We start from the raw sequence: 18931 nt of genomic DNA, 5'->3' as shown, positions 1-18931 counted from the left end.
TGATTAAAATTCCTCATCTGTCATAATCGTCATAAAGTGTTTAAAGAATTGGTTATAATTAAAGTCAATTGCAATTCGCTGCGAAGGCCAGTTGATGAAAGGTTTGGAACCAGCCAATGAGCGGAAACCCGCAATGCTTTGTCCGCGAGCGACCCATTCACTCATGACACAAATGGGTGATTTATCATAGTAGGTAAACATGGAATCGTCAAGAAGTGCCATAATAGGCATAGTGTCATGAAAAGGACAACCTTTTAATTGTGGCAATGTTTTTTGATAGTACTCATAATAGTAGTGATTGAATAGAGGTTTGAAGAGAGGTGCTTTTCCTTTTGCATCAATGTATTCGGCCATTTCAGGAGTAACGATAGAGTATTGTGTAACGTTCAGTGGATATATAGACATGTTAGGAATAGATCGCAATACAACATTGGCAGCGACAGGATCACCATAAAAGTTTGCTTCAGATACAGGGGTTACATTACCCGGGTGCAAAAAAGCACCGCCCATTACATAGTAAGATTTGATTTGTTTCATTAAATTTTCATATGAAATACATAAGATTGCAAGTGATGTTAGGCGACCTAAACTTACAATAATTAATTCCTCTTTATGCTTCTTAATAACATTTATAACTTCAAAAAAATTCTCTAATTGTCCATCTGGAAGAGATTCATTCGGTACAAGAGGACCTAATCCATGTGTACCATGAACATCAGTAAAGAAATCAGCACTACCATTAGTAAGAGGTCTTTCAGCACCACTAAATATTTTAATATTTGTATCTCCTACCTTGTTTTGGAGGAACAAGGTATTTTCCACCGCCATTTTTTTGGGAACATTTCCATAATCCGCAACAATGCCAACGATTTCGATTTCCTTTGCAAAGTATGCGAGTATGAGAGCGATTGTATCATCAATGCCAGGATCAGCAAAAATCAAAACCTTTTTGGTCATATGTTCACCACCCGTAGCTTTAATAAAATGAAAATGATATTCGTGCTGTGTAGTTGGAAATATATGTCATTCCGGTAAGGATAGAATCGTTTTAATCAAGGACAATAAGCTTTACATCTTTTTGATAGAAGGTTTATTTTATCAAAATAACAACATTAAAATTCAGAAAATAAAAACTTTTAGGATTAGGTCAATGTTTTTGACATAAATTCCGCTCGAAAATGCAGTCATATCAAGGGTGTAAGCGTATAACATATGTCATTTTTGTTGTCAAGTTGATAAATTGCAGGTTTTTACAATTTATACTATGATAAGAATAGAAAACAGAAGATCGTATAAACATGAGGGATGATGAACATGAAGTTTACAAAGATTATTGTCCAAGTTGCAGCTCTTTACGTGTTTTACATGATTGGAACATGGGTGCAAGAAATGTTGGACATTCCAATTCCAGGAAGTTTGATTGGGATGTTTCTATTACTTGTTTTACTAAGCCTTAAGGTTCTTCCAGTGAAATGGTTTGATTTAGGAGCAGAAACACTCGTTGCTATTATGCCGTTTTTATTAATTCCGCCAACGATTGGCTTAATGAATTACGGTGCTTTTTTTATGAGTAAAGGAATTTCTCTTTTCATTACGATTGTAGCGAGTACATTTTTAATTATTATCGTCGCAGGGCATACAGGACAATATCTTGCGAATAGAAAGGAAAAAGAAACGCGATGAGCCAAATATTAATCGGAATTGGTTGGGTTATTCTTACAGTGTTATTATATCAATTATCTAAAAAGATTTATAAAGTATTGCCAACGCCATTTACCATTCCAATGCTTGTAGCAACAGCATTAATGATTGTCTTATTACTTGTGCTGGATATACCATATCAACAATACATGGAAAGTGGTGGCGGCTGGATTTCCAAACTGCTTGGGCCAGGTGTTGTAGCATTTGCAATTCCGCTTTATAAACAGCGTCACGTACTGCAAAAATATGTTGTACCGATTGCTGGTGGTGTATTAGTTGGAACAACAGTTGCGATTGCAAGTGACTTAGTGATTGCAACACTTATGGGAACAGATAAAAGCTTAATCTTATCTTCTTTACCAAAATCAGTAACAATGCCAGTTGCAATGAGCGTATCAGAGCAAGTTGGCGGTGTTCCATCATTAACAGCGGCATTCGTTGTTGTAGCTGGGATTACAGGGACTATTACAGGACCAATTTTATTAAAATGGAGCCGCGTTACAAACTCTGTTGGTAAAGGAATCGGTTTTGGATGTGCATCTCATATTATGGGGGTAATGAGAGCGATGAAAAACAATGAACATGAAGGTGTTATTGGGTCGGTAACAATGACATTAACAGCGATATTAACTTGTCTGCTTGGACCGTTATTTGCAATGATGTTTATGTAATAGATGAAAGCGAGAGCGATAGGAACAGCTCTCGCTTTTCTATAGAATTTATGCTAACATTTAAACTAACCGAATCTATGTAGGAGGTACGCCAGGTGCATACGTTATTATCAGTTTTACTTATTATTGTATCGATTTTAATGATTGTTTTAGTACTTATGCAGTCTAGCAATAGCTCAGGCCTGTCAGGTGCCATTTCAGGCGGTGCAGAACAATTATTTGGTAAGCAAAAAGCACGCGGAATTGAAGCGGTATTAAGTCGTATTACTGTGGTTTTAGCTGTACTATTTTTCGCACTAACAATTGGTGTTACGTACTTGAACTTATAGTAAAGGCTTTGCTTTTAAAAGATATGGAAAAAGAAGAAGCGTTAGCGGATTCGTGCTAATGGTTCTTCTTTTTTTGTGCTCATTTGTATTTCATTATTCGAAAAAAGTTTCTAATTAGATTATGGAAATAGAACTATGGTAAACTAAGGGTAGAAACAATACGACTAGATTACAGAAGAGAAAGAGGAGAAGAAGATGATGAAATTAGCATCTCCGAAACCATTTACATTTGAAGGTGGAGACCGCGCTGTTTTATTATTACACGGATTCACAGGGAACTCAGCTGATGTACGTATGCTTGGGCGTTTTTTAGAGAAAAAAGGCTATACTTGCCACGCCCCAATTTATAAAGGTCATGGTGTACCACCAGAGCAACTTGTTCATACAGGTCCTGAAGACTGGTGGAAAGATGTTATGGCTGCTTATCAACACTTGAAAGATCAAGGATATGAGAAAATTGCGGCTGTTGGATTATCACTAGGTGGTGTATTCTCATTAAAACTTGCCTACACACTGCCAATTTTAGGTGTTGTTCCAATGTGTGCCCCAATGTACATTAAGAGCGAAGAAATTATGTACCAAGGTATATTGGCTTATGCGCGTGAATATAAAAAGCGTGAGCAGAAATCACCAGAGCAAATTGCAGAAGAAATGATGGAATTTAAAAAGACACCAATGAATACGTTAAAAGCATTACAAGACTTAATTCGTGATGTACGAAACAATATCGACATGATTTATGCACCAACATTTGTTGTACAAGCACGTCATGATGAAATGATTAATACAGACAGTGCAAATATTATCTATAACGGTGTAGAATCCACTTTAAAGGATATTAAGTGGTATGAAGATTCTACGCATGTCATTACGCTTGATAAACAACGTGATGAGCTACACGAAGATGTATATAACTTCTTGGAGCAACTAGATTGGTAAGATCTAGTTGCCTCTTTTTTTCATGGGGGTATTAAAATCATTCTTTTTAGGTGGGAAGAGAGGATCCGCCCATGGATAGAAGCGTTTAGCCCCATGCCATGTTAGAACAGAAGGAGAAAGCGAGTGGAGATCTTCTTTTATTTTTAAAGTCGTGACTTAGATGATGGGGAATCAAAATGAATTTATATAGAAATAAACTTTTAAGATGAGAATTTTACTGCACATAAGTAGCAGAATAAATGGTGAAAAACGAGTGTTTATAGAAGTTTCACTTTATACATCGCTCATCTTTCGGATACACTAGATAATATGAGGGTTTAAAGGAGGTATTTTTGTTTGGAAGAAATCATTCAAGAACATATTGATAAATTATTATTGTTTATGAAAGAAGAAGCGTATAAGCCGCTAACGATACAAGAATTAGAAGAGGCCTTTGGTATTGTGGATTCCGCTGGCTTTAAAGATTTTGTAAAGGCACTAGTTATGATGGAAGAGAAAGGACTTGTTGTTCGCACACGTAGCAATCGCTATGGCCTTCCAGAAAAGATGAATTTAGTGCGCGGTAAATTAATTGGGCATGCACGTGGTTTTGCTTTTGTGGTCCCAGAAGAGAAGAAAACAGGGGACGACGATATTTTTATTCCACCTACAGAATTAAATGGTGCACTTCATGGCGATACAGTATTAGCGCGTATTAGTTCACAATCTAGTGGGTCACGCCAAGAAGGTACAATCATTCGTATTGTAGAACGTGGTACGAAGGAGTTAGTTGGTACATATACAGAGTCAAAAAATTTCGGTTTTGTACTTCCAGATAATAAGCGCTGGACAAGTGACATTTTTATTCCGAAAAGTGCATCTATGGGTGCGGTAGAAGGGCATAAAGTTGTTGTGAAAATTACAAGCTATCCGCAGGATCGTTTAAGTGCGGAAGGGGAAGTTATTCAAATTCTTGGTCATAAAAATGACCCAGGTGTAGATATCTTATCTGTTATTCATAAACACCATTTACCGTTAGCGTTCCCAGAAGATGTAATGGAACATGCCAACAGTGTACCAGAAACGATTTCAGAAGAAGATTTAAAAAATCGTCGTGACCTTCGTGATCAAATGATCGTTACAATTGACGGTGCAGATGCGAAAGATTTAGATGATGCGGTTACAGTAACAAAACTTGAGAACGGTAACTATAAACTTGGCGTTCATATCGCGGATGTCAGTCATTATGTCCATGAAGGATCTCCAATTGATGTGGAGGCTGCGGAGAGAGCAACGAGTGTGTATCTTGTTGACCGTGTAATTCCGATGATTCCACATCGTCTATCTAACGGAATTTGTTCATTAAATCCGAAAGTGGATCGTTTAACGCTATCTTGTGAAATGGAAATTAACCCTCTTGGTGATGTTGTTAGCCATGAAATTTTCCAAAGTGTTATTAAAACAACAGAGCGTATGACGTACGCTGATGTAAGAAGCATTTTAGAAGATGAAGACGAGGAGTTAATTGAACGTTACGAGCCACTTGTACCAATGTTCAAGGAGATGGCTCAACTAGCGCAAATCTTACGTGAAAAACGTATGAGACGCGGGGCAATTGACTTTGATTTTAAAGAAGCGAAAGTGTTAGTAGATGAAGAAGGCAAACCAACAGATGTTGTCATGCGTGATCGTTCTGTCTCAGAAAAGCTAATTGAAGAGTTCATGCTTGTTGCCAACGAAACAGTAGCAGAACATTTCCACTGGATGAACGTACCGTTTATGTACCGTGTCCATGAAGATCCGAAAGAAGACAAATTAGAGCGTTTCTTCGAATTTGTTACAAACTTCGGTTATGCGGTAAAAGGACGTGCGAATGAAGTACATCCTCGCGCCTTGCAACAAATTCTTGAAATGGTACAAGGCCAACCTGAAGAGGTCGTGATTTCAACAGTTATGCTTCGTTCAATGAAACAAGCTCGTTACGATGCAGATAGCCTAGGTCACTTCGGCCTATCAACAGAATTCTATACGCATTTCACATCACCAATTCGTCGTTATCCAGATACGATTGTTCACCGATTAATTCGTGAATATATCATTAACGGTAAAATCGATAACGAAACACAAGCAAAATGGCGTGAAAAGTTACCGGAGATCGCAGAGCATTCTTCTAACATGGAACGCCGCGCTGTTGAAGCAGAACGCGAAACAGATGAGCTGAAAAAAGCAGAGTATATGCTTGATAAGATTGGTGAAGAGTATGATGGTATGATTAGCTCTGTAACAAATTTTGGTTTATTCGTAGAGCTTCCAAATACAATTGAAGGCCTTGTTCACGTTAGTTATTTAACGGATGATTACTACCGTTATGATGAACAGCACTTTGCGATGATTGGTGAACGTACAGGTAATGTCTTCCGCATCGGTGATGAAATTACAATTCGCGTTATTAATGTAAACAAAGATGAACGCGCGATTGATTTTGAAATCGTCGGTATGAAAGGTACTCCAAGACGTAAATTCAAAGATCGTCCAGTTGTTATTGAACAGCCAAAAGGCGGTAGAAAGAGACGCAGTGGTCGCGGTGAACTTAATAACGAGCGTGGTAGCGCACGTGGCAATGAACGCGGTAGTGGACGCAAACACGAACGTGGTGGGCAAGGAAAAGGATCATCTGGTCGTCCAGGACAAAAAGATGGAAATGGTAAAAAGAAAAAGCCATTCTTTGAAAATGTTCCAGGATTTAAGAAGAAAAAGAAGAAGCGTAAGTAAGAAAGGGGTGGCTTTGCTTATATACTGAGCGAGCCACTTCCGCTTTTCAGTAACATTTGTTACAATAGTAAAAATAGAGGAGGGACATACAATGCCAAAAGGTAGCGGTAAGGTTATTGCACAAAATAAAAAAGCATTTCATGATTATTTCATCGACGAAACATACGAAGCAGGGCTTGTCCTTCAAGGAACGGAAATTAAGTCTATTCGCGCTGGACGCGTAAACTTAAAAGATGCTTTCGCACGTGTACATAATGGTGAAGTTTGGGTACATAATATGCATATTAGTCCGTACGAGCAAGGGAATCGTTTCAATCATGATCCACTTCGTACAAGAAAATTACTTCTTCATAAGAAGGAAATCCAAAAGCTAATCGGTTATTCAAAAGAGACAGGGTATACACTTGTACCTGTGAAAATTTATTTGAAAAATGGATTTGCGAAAATGGCACTTGGTTTAGCAAGAGGTAAGAAACAATATGATAAGCGTCATGATTTAAAAGAGAAGGAAGCAAAACGTGAAATTGCACGCGCGTTCCGTGATCGTCAAAAGATGTAATACAGAAATTTACATTTGTAAAATGACGAACGTATGATATAATAATTTTTGTAAGGCCAGTTGAACATTGAAAAACAGCTCATTAGTAGCTATCACGAATATACTTCGTATGCTCCATTTCTTATATGGGGACGTTACGGATTCGACAGGGGTAGTTTGAGCTTAAGTTGCGAGTCGAGGGGATCGGCCTCGTTAAAACGTCAAAGCCAATAACTGGCAAACAACAAAACAACTTCGCTTTAGCTGCTTAATACAGCTTAGCGGTTCCTCCCTCCATCGTCCATGTGGTAGGGTAAGGGACTCAAACTAAGTGGACTACGCCGGAGTTCGCCGTCTGAGGACGAAGGAAGAGAACAATCAGACTAGCAACTTGGAAGCCTGTCGATAGGCTGAAGAGTTTGCGAAATGCCAATATATCGACTATGCTCGTAGAAGCTTAAGTGCCAATATCTTTGGACGTGGGTTCGACTCCCACCGTCTCCACCAATACATATTTGGTGGTTTTTTTATTTTTTGTGTATATTAAACCATAAAGTGGCCAAGTTGGTCGCTTTATGGTTTATTTGTGTTTGGTCAATATATCCTTTAATTAAAAAAGCCCTAGTGGATATATTTTGTGGAGATGTTTGGAAGTTTATGATGTTGTGTGAAGTTGAGCATGATTAAGATTGGATTTGTTTTAGCGGGCTTTGCATTTAATTTAAGTATCTCAGTTGTTATATCAGGAGGAAATTAATATTATTCCAGGAAGTTATATAAGAGTAAATAGTAGGAGAATGGTAAATTCTTTATCAATTCATCATATCGATAGAACGTTATTTATCATCAGGGAATTAAAATCTAAAAGGGTAGTATAGATAAGGTTTTTATGGATATCTTGTGAGGTTAGTAGTGATATAATAAATTTAATATGTGTATTTTAAAAGGAAAAGTATCCTGATGTTTTTTACTATACGGGATTTTATATAATTTAAAAATTTATTTTTAAATAAGGAGCTAAAGGGAATTTCGTTTTTTATTATTTAATTTCGAAAATCAGGTCCTTGCTTATTAATTTGAATAGTATATTTCTAAAATTAATGGAACATAGGAATAGAAGAAAAGAGTAATTAAGGAGACATGGTAAATGAATACTTCATTAATGACACAAGTAAAGGATGTTTTGAATGAATTTCCACAATATTGGAAGGAAGGAGTATTAGTAAGCTCAAAAGTAATTGAAGATTTAAGGGCTTACAATCAAGATCTTATAGAGAGCTTACTTTCAAAAGATTTAATTAGGCAAACATATTCTGTAAAGATAACTGGTGGAACTATCTTTAAAGTCAATGAGTTTATCAGTATGTTAAGATTTAAAAATTATTGGGAAGACAGTTATACCAAATTTAGTAATGAAATTGGCTTAACTAGTAATGAAAAATATCTAAAGTATAATAGTGATGTTGTTTTAGATTTCCCTCATAAGGACTGTGTTCTTGAAGGCGGAATGAAGAAAGAAGATAAGGGAAAAAGAGAGAACTACTATCATAAGGTTTTGGCAAGAGAAGAAATAGATGTCTTATTATCTCCTAAGGTTTTTACTAATGTGAAACGGTATACTGAAAATGGACTAGAAGACGTAATAACATTTAACCAAAAAGATAATTTAATTATAAAGGGAAATAACTTAATAGCTTTACACACCTTAAAGGAGCGATTTGTAGGGAAGGTTAAATTAATTTTTATTGATCCACCTTATAACACAGGCGGAGATAGTTTTAAGTATAATGATAAATTTAATCATTCTACATGGTTAACATTTATGAAAAACCGATTAGAGGTAGCTAAAGATTTACTTGCTCCGGATGGTTCTATTTGGATAACAATAGATGATGATGAATCACATTATTTAAAAGTTCTTTGCGATGAAATTTTTGGGAGAGAAAACTTTATTAATAATGTAGTTTGGGAAAAAAAATATACGATTTCAAATGATGCTAAGTGGTTGTCAGATAACCATGACCATATTTTGGTTTTTGCTAAAAATAAAGATACTTGGCGTCCAAATCCATTACCAAGGACAGCTGAAATGAATAGTGCCTATAAAAATCCTGATAATCATCCAAAAGGTGTATGGAAGGCAACACCGCTTCATGCAAAAAGTGGATCAACAGATAGTGCAAATTTTTCATATAAGTTTAAGAATGGTGTAGTATTCACCCCGCCTGCAGGAACGTTTTCGAGGTATTCGAAAGAAACTTTAAAGAGAATGGACGAAAATGATGAAATTTGGTTTGGGATAGATGGGACGGCTATACCATCGAGAAAAACATTTTTATGTGAACTAAAAAATCAGGGAACCCCATCAAAGACTATTTGGCGGTTTGATGAAGTCGGTCATAATCATGAAGCAAGGGAAGAAACTAAGGCTTTTAATACAGAAGAAGTATTTTCTACACCAAAACCTGAACGTTTATTAAAAAAGATTATTCATCTTGGATCAGATGAAAATGATATTGTTTTGGATTTCTTTATGGGATCTGGTACAACACAGGCTGTGGCAATGAAAATGAGAAGACAATTTATAGGTGTGGAACAAATGGATTATATTAAGAATGTGCCTTTAGTTCGCTTAAGCAAGGTTCTCGAAGGAGAACAGGGTGGTATTTCAAAAGAAGTGAATTGGCAGGGGGGTGGCAGTTTCATTTATGCGGAATTACAAGAGTTAAATCATCTATATATAAAGCTTGTCCAAAAGGTTAAAACAGAGTTAGATTTCCAAGAAGTTTTGCAAAAAATTAATGCTTATGCTTTTTATGATTACAAGGTTTTAATTGATCGTTTAACCAATGAGAATACTGATTTTCAGAATTTGGATTTAGAACATAAGAAGGATATTATAATTCAATCTCTTGATGCCAACCAGTTATATCTTAATTTTTCGGAAATGGATGACGCTGAATTCGAAATATTGGATGTAGACAAAAAGTTTAATAAGTCCTTCTATAATAGTAATAGTGGAGACGAAGTATAATGATTAATGAAATATTACATTCGCGAATAGAAAAACGTTTTAATGATATTTTTGAGATTCCGCCTGAAATTCCTAATTATATTAGTGATAATTTAAGGCATAAAATGCGTCCATATCAAGAGCAAGCATTACAGCAATTTATATACACACAACGTTCTGATACTGCAGACATATCTTTTAATTACTTACTATTCCATATGGCAACAGGATCAGGGAAAACCCTGGTCTTGGCATCGACAATTCTGTATTTATTTAAAGAAAAAGGATATCAAAATTTTATTTTCTTTGTGAATAGTGATGCGATTATAAAGAAGACATATGATAATTTAACTAATACAGCTTCATCAAAGTATTTATTTGATAAAGCTGGGATAGTAATTGATGGAGAATCAGTTACTATCCAAATCGTAGATACATTTCCTGTTATACCAGCAGAGAATACAATTTACCTTAAACTTACAACTATCCAGAAGCTTCATATGGATTTAACTAATCCTGGAGAAAATAAAATAACGTTTGATGCTTTAGAAGAAATAAGAATGGTCTTCTTAGCTGATGAAGCTCATCATATTAATACGTTAACTAAAAGTAATAAACGGAAGCTTTCGACAAAAGAAATCGCGGAGCGAACGTGGGAAAGTACTGTGAATAAATTATTAGAACTTAACCCATTGAACAGATTAGTTGAATTTACGGCAACAATTAACCTAGAAAATGATGGCCTTTTTAATAAGTACTGTGACAAGATTGTTTATCAGTATGATTTAAAACGGTTTATGACCGATGGTTACTCAAAGAATGTAGTACTTTTGCGTTCCAATGAAGATGACTCAAATAAGATGCTTAATGCAATTTTATTAAGCCAATATAGGAAGTATATTGCTCGAAATAATGGAATTGAATTAAAACCTATTATTTTATTTAAGTCAAATAAAATTGCAGTTTCATTAGAGGCCAATAATATCTTTTTAGCACTGGTAGATAACTTAACTGTAGATTATATGAAGCAGGTTATAAAGAACGGTCTTGCAATTTACCAAAATGAAAATAGTATATGGCGTAAAATGTATCAGTATTATGAGATGCAGGACTTGGAGCGGGTTATTCAAGATTTACAATGGGATTTCACGAGAGAAACTACAATAAATGCAAATGACCAGTCTTTAATTTCAGATAAAAATGCTATACTTCTTAATACGTTAGAAGATTTAAATAATCCTATTCGTACAATCTTTGCTGTGGCAAAATTGAATGAAGGTTGGGATGTTTTAAACCTATTTGACATTGTACGTATTAGTGAAGGAGCTTCAGGAACCAAAGCAACTACAGATAGTGAAGCGCAATTAATTGGTCGTGGAGCTCGTTATTATCCTTTTGAGTACGATGGAGAGTTTTCTTATAAACGTAGATTCGATTTAAGTGATAACGACTTGAGGGTTATTGAGACTTTACATTACCACACTATAAATGAAAGTACGTATATTAAAAATCTTGAAAAATCCTTGGAAGTAGCAGAAATTCAATTCAAAGAAGATCAATATGAAAGATTAGAGGCTAAAATCAAACCAAGGATACGGAAAAAAGATTTTTTCAAGGATGGAAAGGTATATATCAATCAGGTTGTACCCACTACAGCTAATGATTATAAATCAATGAATGACTATGGAATAAATCGCGTTCATTTAATAGAATATGATGCTGCTGTGGAGAAAAAATTTGGCTCCGACCAAGAGACAAAATCTGGGGTTAAGAAACATGAAGAACAGCTAGAGTTAGATAAAAGACTATTGCAAAAGGCAATACAGCGTAATAAATTTTATCATTTCAGTAATCTGAAAGAATTTGTTCCTAGTATAAAAAGTATACGTGATTTTATTGAAGGACCAGATTTTTTAGGGAGTTTAATAATTAATGTTTCATTACCTATAGGTATTTCAGTTAAAGATCTTTTACCTAAAGAAAAGTTGATTATAGTAGAGAAGATTTTATCTGAATGTGAGAGAAAAATTCGTTCAAACTATAAGAAAGAGCGTGGAACTAAAATTTTTGAAGGAGTAGCAATTTCTAAACTTATTGATGATTATGCTATAGAAATGAATAAAGTTAATACTAAAGTCCAAGTTAATCAGGTGATTAAACCAAGAAACATGCGCGATCACGATTGGTATATATATGATCAAGCAATTGTAAATGGGCTAGAAAGTAGTATGATTGACTTTATAATTGATTATATGGATCAGTTAAAAGAAAAGTATTCAGAAGTATATCTCATTAGAAATGAAAGAAAAGTAAAGTTAGTTGAATTTAATGGAACACGAGGATTCATGCCAGACTTTTTATTGTATTTAAAAGACGCCGATTTTACGTATCAGATTTTTTTAGAGCCTAAAGGTGATAATTTACGCATACAGGATCAATGGAAAGAAGATTTCTTGATGTCTATTTCTAGTAGCCAGGAGATTACAGTGTTAGGTGAAAATGAACATGTAAAGCTACATGGTATAAAGTTTTATTCCAATACCCCCGAATTAAAACAAGAATTTAAAAAGGACTTTTCTAAGAAGGTATTTTGTGATGATTTATTGGAAGAGCGTTTTGAATTTCTTGTATTTGAGGAAAAGGAGTAGCAGATAGATAAACTTACATTTTTAAAGAAGTAACCCTCAAACTATTTGATGGTTACTTCTTTGTATACCAGTGATTTTAAAGTTATCTCATATACCCTTTGTAAAATATTACTTTTTGTGTAATGATTAAAAAAAGGAGGGAGTTATCTTGATTTACATTCCTAAACTTGCATATTGTTCTAGCGGAAGGAGTGCAAAAACACATGCAAATACTACAGAACCAATTGAATGGTTCTCTAATAATTATCTTGGTAAGGCATTTTTTACTTTGAATTTTGATTTTTTTATTAGTTGGGGACAGACAAATTTTTTGTCAAATGAGTTTTGGGTAAAGAGGAACATTAATAGAGCTGAATTTGCTGAAAGATTCGAAAGCGTTTGGCCTTGTACTGATATACAGTTATTACAAACTGCTTTAGAAGACTGTGAAGGAAAAGAATTTTTAGTTAACTATGGTAAATTTGCGAATTCGTTGAATTTTAAGGCTAGGTACCAAGTTTTTATTGATTCGAGGGATTGGGCGAAATACCCTGCGAAGTTTGTGACCGTAGATATTGGTGCCAATGGAAACATAGAAAATGTGATAAAGCAGGACTTGAGTTCTATCAAAAGTGAAATACAACGTTTATCTGGAGGGAAAGTTAAAGTTTCGAAAACATATGGTCTCAAAGTGGCATCAACAAACTTAGAATGTTATTTGTCTAATACAGATGAAGATGAAGCTGCATGGCCAGGGGACGTTGATTTATTATTGTTTGATAATAATGAGAGACCAATAGCAATAATAGAGTTTAAAAAAAATACAATTGAACCTGGAAGACCATATCATCGTTCTATACATAATGAATCCCTAAATAATTACTATTCTGCGACTGGGAGAGCTGATGATAATAGAAAATATAATCGTATAGCTATATTACGTAATTATTTAGACAAGGATATACCTATAATTAATCTTTACTACCCTATTTGGGAAGCGAAAGATCCTAAAGAAAATGTTATTAAATTAGAAAAAGTAACTGGGAATGTTGGTAATTTAGAAGCCGTCGAGGTCAAAATTTTGCCTGTTCCTTATACTCCTATTGAGAAAGTTAACGTTGTACATGCCGTTTTAAATATGCTTTAAGTTTTGAATAAATAAGTATTCTCTTTAATTAGACTGATGTTGGGAGGGAGGAAACGTAAAGAGATTGTAGTTAGTTCATACTTAAATTAGATTAAGATATATTATTAACTTTTTATCGCTAATGTAAAAAATAGAGATGCTTGAAAAAACAATATCAATTTATATAGGTAATTAGATTGAAAAATATATACAATAGACAAATTAGAGTTTCATTTTCTAATTAAATTCTAATACCTTAATATAAAGGGTTCTTATTTAGCATGAGTACCTTCAAAATGGCATCCGTGTAAACAGATTTTGTAACTTAAAGAGCGTAGGAAACAAATCATCTATAAAGAACAAAGTAATTGGATTGGTAATAAATTCAAAATCTGTTTTAGAATTTATTTTGTATACAAATTACTATGCAGTTTACATTAATTTTTGCAATGCAGCAAAAGGTCTAACTGAACTATCACATACTCAATTTAGCATGATGAGTATGTGATGCTACTCCTAAAAATTTTTCAATAATGATAAGGATATAAAAGCATTTTAAAAATAGCACCTATAGTAGGTGCTATTTTTATGTTGCGAAATAATAAAGATATTTTTGGGACGTTTGGAATCCTTATATTTCTCTATTTTTGAGTAGTAATTGTTATTGAGTTGTCTTTTCTAAATGCAGTTAAGCGTAATTTATCCCAATTTTTTGCACCAATGAGTAAATTTGTTGCCAAATCTATAGCCTGTTCACTAGATAGCTGAATTCCAATGGTTTTGTGTAGCTCTTCATCCATTTTTGGATGTTTAGGATAGATTCCTAGAGCCTTACTAGTTGTTTTAATATTAGCTTGTTTTAATGAGTGGGTAGACATTTAATTTGCTCCTTCCAATAGAATATTTTTTTATTGTTTACATTTGTTAGTACAATGAATAGAAATATGTCAAGATGCCCTTTCTATAAGAATATCACAAATGATATAGCATTATAGCTTGATTGTTATCAAATAGACTCCAAAATTAAAATAAGGTTTGATTAAAAGTCCTTCTCAAAAAAGAATTTTATGCATGTTTGGCTATAGGTAGATTCTAATATTACTTATATGAATTTATAGTATTACTACGGAATTTCCGATGGAAAATTATTATATATCTACATTATACGGTTAAATTATCAGAAATTGGTCAATATTCTTAATTATAAAGTGAAGGAGGGTAAGGGGTAGTGTTTGAAAATTTGGTAAGAAGTCGATTATATGGGATATATCCAAAGGGAATAGATACTCCATTTGTAGAATCGCTATCGAGTTACCTTATTAGGCTAGCAGACGCACATACTGTGTATTTAGGGGATTTATTAGCGTATGAGATAGCTCCTGTGTTAGGGAAAAAATATTTGTTAAATAGTGTAGATAGGGGAGGAAATCGTTTTTATGATGGTGCCAGGACAATTAATGGTATTGAAAAGAATGCAAAAGACATGGTAACAACTTTAGAGTATCTTACAGGAACAGGAAATTTAAATTTGTTAACTCTCTCTAAGTTTAAAGAGGTTTTTTCTGTTAGAAATTTAATAAGAAAGACTTTAGCCTGGTGTCCTAAATGTTTGAATGAATTAATGGAGAAGGATTCTTTATATTATCCGTTAATTTGGTGTTTGACAGCTTACAATGTATGTACAAAACATAAAATCCACTTAGAAGAAAAATGCCCGACTTGCAATGAGTTGATTCCGTTTTTACATAGAAAGATTAGAATTGGCATATGTCCTTACTGTCAATCTCAACTATTTAAACCACTCAATACTCTCCAGTTTACAGACCACAAAGATTATTATATTTCTCAAAGTGTAGAAAAAATTTTAAAAGCTGTAGGAAAAGAAAATAAATTTAGGATCTATACGTTGTATGAAAATCTATCCTCTATTCTTCACCTTGATTTTGATGGAAATATAAAACAATTTGCTAATTACATAGGTGTACCTAAAACAACAGCATGGGGATGGCTAAATAAAGAAGTTATTCCACCGCTAAATAAGGTTTTAGACATTGCTTACACTTTAAATATTCCAGCTCAAGTATTATATACAGAACATACAAAGATACAGATAAATAAGGTATTAGTTAGTGGCATAAATAAAGCAGTAGGAAAAAGGGAGAAATTCAAATTGAGTAACGAAGAAGTTATTACATATATGAGTGGGATAGAAAAGGAGCAATCTGGTGTCAAGGCAATAATTGATATTGCTAAAGATTTAAAATGTAGTACGAAATTTCTTTATACTAATTTTCCAGAAGAGTGTAGGGGAATTTCAGAGCGTAATTATCAAATAAAAACTGAAGAAAAGTCCCTTTATTTGTCTAATTTAAAAGAGCAGATACAAGAAGTCTGTTATAACTATTTTTCACAAGGCGTTTTTCCTACTAGAAAATTATTAGAGGAAGAATTAAACTTACCATTCCTTTTTAAAAATCGTCCAATGAAAGAGTATTTTTATCAAGTGCGTTTAGAATTAGAAAAACAATTCAGTATTCCGAAGGGGAGAATATATGTTACAAGAGGTTGAATTTATTAAGTGGTGCAAGGAAAATGAATTGTCTGTCTCTGCACAAGATTTAATTAATAAGATCAGAACTTCCCCGCCTAGTAGAAAGGTACAAAGCGGAAGAGGGAATGTATCAGGTTTTTATCCCAGTAGAAAAATGGGGATGACTATTCAATTTGAAAGCCATAAGGTTGAGTTAAATGCAATATATAAAATGGAATATGATTCTTCAGTTTTAGAATACTATGACCAACCTAATACAGTTTGTTTGGAATATCTGTCTAAGAATAATCGTAAGGTTTCGGTTAATTCTACTCCAGATTTTTTTGTTATAAGAGAAAATGAGGCCGGATGGGAAGAGTGGAAAACAGAAGAAGAACTTTTAAAATTAAGTCAACAATCTCCTAATAGATATGTTAAAGATTTAGAAGGGAATTGGAGATGCCCACCAGGAGAAAAATTTGCAAATAGACTTGGTTTGAAGTTTTATTTAAAGAGCTCTAAAGAAATTAATTGGAGTTTTTCTAGAAATATTCAAATACTTGAGGACTACATAAATGTATCAGAGTGCCTAGAAATAGATGAACAGAAAATAAAATTAATTCGAGACATTCTATCTTCAAAATATGGTATTACAATTGAGGATATTTTGAAATCTTATAGTACTTTAACTATAGATGACATTTATAATATGATTGCTCAAAATCATATTTATGTTGATTTATACAAGTATATTTTAATTGAACATCACGAGGTTCCTTTGTTTTTAAATAAAGATTTATCAAAGATATATGAAATGACTTTTGCTGAAAATACTAATAGTGAAGAAGCATATAGGTTAACATCTACTCGTCTTAAACAAGGTACTAGGTTAATATGGGATGGAAAAATATACTGCGTTATAAATATCGGAAGTAATAATATATCGTTGGTAGATGAAGAAGATGTTTTAGTTAACGTTTCTCAAAAAAATTTTAAAATCCTTAATGAGAGAGGCGCTATTCAATTTCTAGATCAGAGTAATAGCGCAGACGAACAACAGGAATATAAGCAAATTTTATTAGAAGGCGCTTCTCCAAAAGATATTGAAGAAGCGTATGGTCGATATGAGTTGTTGAAGGCTCATAATCAAGGTGCTGAAAATACTGAATACAGTGGTAGAACTATAAGAAGATGGGAAAAATCGTTTGAAGAAGCTGAAAGATTATATGGTAATGGTTTTTTAGGTTTGATACCACAAAAGAAACATAGAGGAAATAGGATGTCAAAAATTGATAAGGTTGTTCAAGATTTAATAAAAGAGGTTATAGAGAAACACTACCATAGCATTAAGCAGCTGAATGTAAAAGCTATATATAGTTTGTTTGAAGAAAAATGTAAGAGAAAAGATCTTAGTATTCCTAGTTATGTAACATTCACGAAATACGTTAATAGCTACTCAAACTATGAAACAGTAAAAAGTAGGAAAGGTAAAAGAGCTGCGTATCCAATGGAGCATTGGTATTTAGAGATACATACTCCTAAACATGGTGATAGACCTTTTGGAGTTACACATATTGATCATACAGAATTAGATATTGAGCTTGTATTAATGGATGGAAAAGAAAGAATAACTCGTAGACCATATCTTACGTTATTAATGGACGCATATTGCAGGAGGATTTTAGCGCATTATATAACTTTTGATCCACCAAGTCATCGTTCAATTATGATGGTTTTACGAGAATGTGTAAGAAGAAATTTTCGATTACCCCATAACATTGTAGTCGATGGTGGAAAAGAATTTCATAGCTTATATTTTGATGTATTATGTGCTCAAAATAGGATAATAAAAAAGAAAAGACCACCGGCTAAAGCTAGATTTGGAAGTGTTATAGAACGTTTATTTGGAACAACTAATTCTTCTTTCATACACAATTTGCAAGGAAATACCCAGCTGACAAAAGAGGTAAGGGTTGTTACCAAGAGTACAAATCCGAAAAATTCTGCAATCTGGACGTTAGAAAAGTTAAATACTTTGTTTTATGAGTGGATTGAGCACTATGAAAATACTATACATGCTGGATTGGGAACAACACCTGAAAAACAGTTTGAGCTAGGAATTGCATTAGGAGGAGAGAGAGAAATGAATTTTATTTCATATGATCAAACTTTCATCTTATCAACTCTGCCATCTACGCCTAGAGGAAAAGGTTTAGTTCAGCCAGGTAAAGGAGTTGTGTTTAATAATGTTTGGTATTGGAATGAAGAGTTTAAAAATCCAAAAACGGAAAAAACAAAGGTTGATTTAAAGTATGATCCTTTTAACGTTGGAATCTTATATGCATATGTAAATAAGAGGTGGATTAAATGCATATCAGAATACCATTATCTTCTTGATGGGAAAACACATAAACAGCTGCAATGCATTACGGAAGAAATTAGATATAAATTAAATATTAAAGGAAGAGTAAATTTGAAACACATAGCAAGTTTTATAACAACAATTGAAAATCATGAGAAAGTAATGAATCAAGCTTTAATAGAGAAAGAAAACCGAAAATCTCGTATTACTTTTGAAGAAATTGGATTGGAAGAGAATATAGCTTCTCAAAAATCCAATTTTGATTCAAGAAAAATTGATGTGAATAATATTCCAAACTTCAAAGTCATTGAAGACTAAAAATATTAGTGAAGAGGGGTGGGGAA

At 33.6% G+C, this 18931-nt stretch carries 13 protein-coding genes and 1 other RNA gene; 12 read left to right on the top strand and 2 right to left on the bottom strand.

The annotated features are described in order from the left end of the window. Nucleotides 1-3: 3 nt before the first annotated feature. Nucleotides 4-957 carry a nucleoside hydrolase gene (locus tag Y7E_RS0121730; protein ID WP_017153351.1) on the bottom strand — a complete coding sequence of 318 codons (954 nt, stop codon included), beginning with the start codon at nt 955-957 and terminating at the stop codon, nt 4-6. Nucleotides 958-1314: 357 nt separating this feature from the next. On the opposite strand from Y7E_RS0121730, the gene Y7E_RS0121725 reads away from it, so the two are divergent. From Y7E_RS0121725 to Y7E_RS0121685, 10 genes are all read left to right on the top strand, one after another. Next, complete coding sequence (locus tag Y7E_RS0121725) at nt 1315-1683, top strand: CidA/LrgA family holin-like protein (RefSeq protein ID WP_017153350.1); 369 nt, start codon at nt 1315-1317, stop codon at nt 1681-1683. Further along, a complete protein-coding gene (locus Y7E_RS0121720) occupies nt 1680-2372 on the top strand; it encodes an LrgB family protein (protein WP_017153349.1) in 693 nt (230 codons plus the stop codon). Before Y7E_RS0121725 ends, Y7E_RS0121720 begins: the two co-directional genes overlap by 4 nt. Nucleotides 2373-2467: 95 nt before the next feature. After that, entirely contained in the window at nt 2468-2701 is a 234-nt protein-coding gene (gene secG / locus Y7E_RS0121715; RefSeq protein WP_017153348.1) for a preprotein translocase subunit SecG, read from the top strand. Between the two features lie 198 nt (nt 2702-2899). Beyond that, on the top strand, nt 2900-3640 hold the full coding sequence (locus Y7E_RS0121710) for an alpha/beta hydrolase (protein WP_154652058.1): 741 nt from the start codon (nt 2900-2902) through the stop codon (nt 3638-3640). 336 nt (nt 3641-3976) lie between these two features. Next, on the top strand, nt 3977-6391 hold the full coding sequence (gene rnr, locus Y7E_RS0121705; RefSeq protein ID WP_017153346.1) for a ribonuclease R: 2415 nt from the start codon (nt 3977-3979) through the stop codon (nt 6389-6391). Between the two features lie 91 nt (nt 6392-6482). Continuing rightward, complete coding sequence (gene smpB, locus Y7E_RS0121700; RefSeq protein ID WP_017153345.1) at nt 6483-6950, top strand: SsrA-binding protein; 468 nt, start codon at nt 6483-6485, stop codon at nt 6948-6950. A 127-nt stretch (nt 6951-7077) separates the two neighbouring features. After that, nucleotides 7078-7436, top strand: a transfer-messenger RNA (tmRNA) gene (gene ssrA / locus Y7E_RS31050). Between the two features lie 640 nt (nt 7437-8076). Next, nucleotides 8077-9963, top strand: a complete 1887-nt coding sequence (locus Y7E_RS0121695; RefSeq protein ID WP_017153344.1) for a site-specific DNA-methyltransferase — start codon at nt 8077-8079, stop codon at nt 9961-9963. Next, nucleotides 9963-12590 carry a DEAD/DEAH box helicase family protein gene (locus Y7E_RS0121690; RefSeq protein ID WP_017153343.1) on the top strand — a complete coding sequence of 876 codons (2628 nt, stop codon included), beginning with the start codon at nt 9963-9965 and terminating at the stop codon, nt 12588-12590. Before Y7E_RS0121695 ends, Y7E_RS0121690 begins: the two co-directional genes overlap by 1 nt. 148 nt (nt 12591-12738) lie before the next feature. Continuing rightward, nucleotides 12739-13716 carry a hypothetical protein gene (locus Y7E_RS0121685; RefSeq protein WP_017153342.1) on the top strand — a complete coding sequence of 326 codons (978 nt, stop codon included), beginning with the start codon at nt 12739-12741 and terminating at the stop codon, nt 13714-13716. 620 nt (nt 13717-14336) lie between these two features. On the opposite strand, the gene Y7E_RS0121680 is transcribed toward Y7E_RS0121685, so the two are convergent. Beyond that, a complete protein-coding gene (locus Y7E_RS0121680; protein ID WP_017153341.1) occupies nt 14337-14573 on the bottom strand; it encodes a hypothetical protein in 237 nt (78 codons plus the stop codon). 350 nt (nt 14574-14923) lie between these two features. On the opposite strand from Y7E_RS0121680, the gene Y7E_RS0121675 reads away from it, so the two are divergent. Both Y7E_RS0121675 and Y7E_RS0121670 read left to right on the top strand, forming a co-directional pair. After that, complete coding sequence (locus Y7E_RS0121675; protein WP_017153340.1) at nt 14924-16264, top strand: TniQ family protein; 1341 nt, start codon at nt 14924-14926, stop codon at nt 16262-16264. Then, nucleotides 16248-18905, top strand: coding sequence for a Mu transposase C-terminal domain-containing protein (locus Y7E_RS0121670; RefSeq protein WP_017153339.1), 2658 nt, complete (start codon nt 16248-16250; stop codon nt 18903-18905). The genes Y7E_RS0121675 and Y7E_RS0121670 overlap by 17 nt, the downstream gene beginning before the upstream one ends. Nucleotides 18906-18931: the final 26 nt, after the last annotated feature.

The organism is Bacillus bingmayongensis, assembly GCF_000299035.1.
Classification (GTDB): Bacteria; Bacillota; Bacilli; order Bacillales; family Bacillaceae_G; genus Bacillus_A; species Bacillus_A bingmayongensis.
Note: the sequence above shows the minus strand (reverse complement) of the source record. Positions and strands in the feature narration are given on the sequence as shown.

What these genes read in the sequence shown, in the direction of transcription:
- Y7E_RS0121710 (WP_154652058.1), top strand. Translation starts at nt 2,900, where the DNA reads ATGAAATTAGCATCTCCGAAACCATTTACATTTGAAGGTGGAGACCGC.
- Y7E_RS0121725 (WP_017153350.1), top strand. Translation starts at nt 1,315, where the DNA reads ATGAAGTTTACAAAGATTATTGTCCAAGTTGCAGCTCTTTACGTGTTT.
- Y7E_RS0121670 (WP_017153339.1), top strand. Translation starts at nt 16,248, where the DNA reads ATGTTACAAGAGGTTGAATTTATTAAGTGGTGCAAGGAAAATGAATTG.
- Y7E_RS0121680 (WP_017153341.1), bottom strand. Translation starts at nt 14,573, where the DNA reads ATGTCTACCCACTCATTAAAACAAGCTAATATTAAAACAACTAGTAAG.
- Y7E_RS0121695 (WP_017153344.1), top strand. Translation starts at nt 8,077, where the DNA reads ATGAATACTTCATTAATGACACAAGTAAAGGATGTTTTGAATGAATTT.
- Y7E_RS0121730 (WP_017153351.1), bottom strand. Translation starts at nt 957, where the DNA reads ATGACCAAAAAGGTTTTGATTTTTGCTGATCCTGGCATTGATGATACA.
- smpB (WP_017153345.1), top strand. Translation starts at nt 6,483, where the DNA reads ATGCCAAAAGGTAGCGGTAAGGTTATTGCACAAAATAAAAAAGCATTT.
- Y7E_RS0121720 (WP_017153349.1), top strand. Translation starts at nt 1,680, where the DNA reads ATGAGCCAAATATTAATCGGAATTGGTTGGGTTATTCTTACAGTGTTA.
- Y7E_RS0121690 (WP_017153343.1), top strand. Translation starts at nt 9,963, where the DNA reads ATGATTAATGAAATATTACATTCGCGAATAGAAAAACGTTTTAATGAT.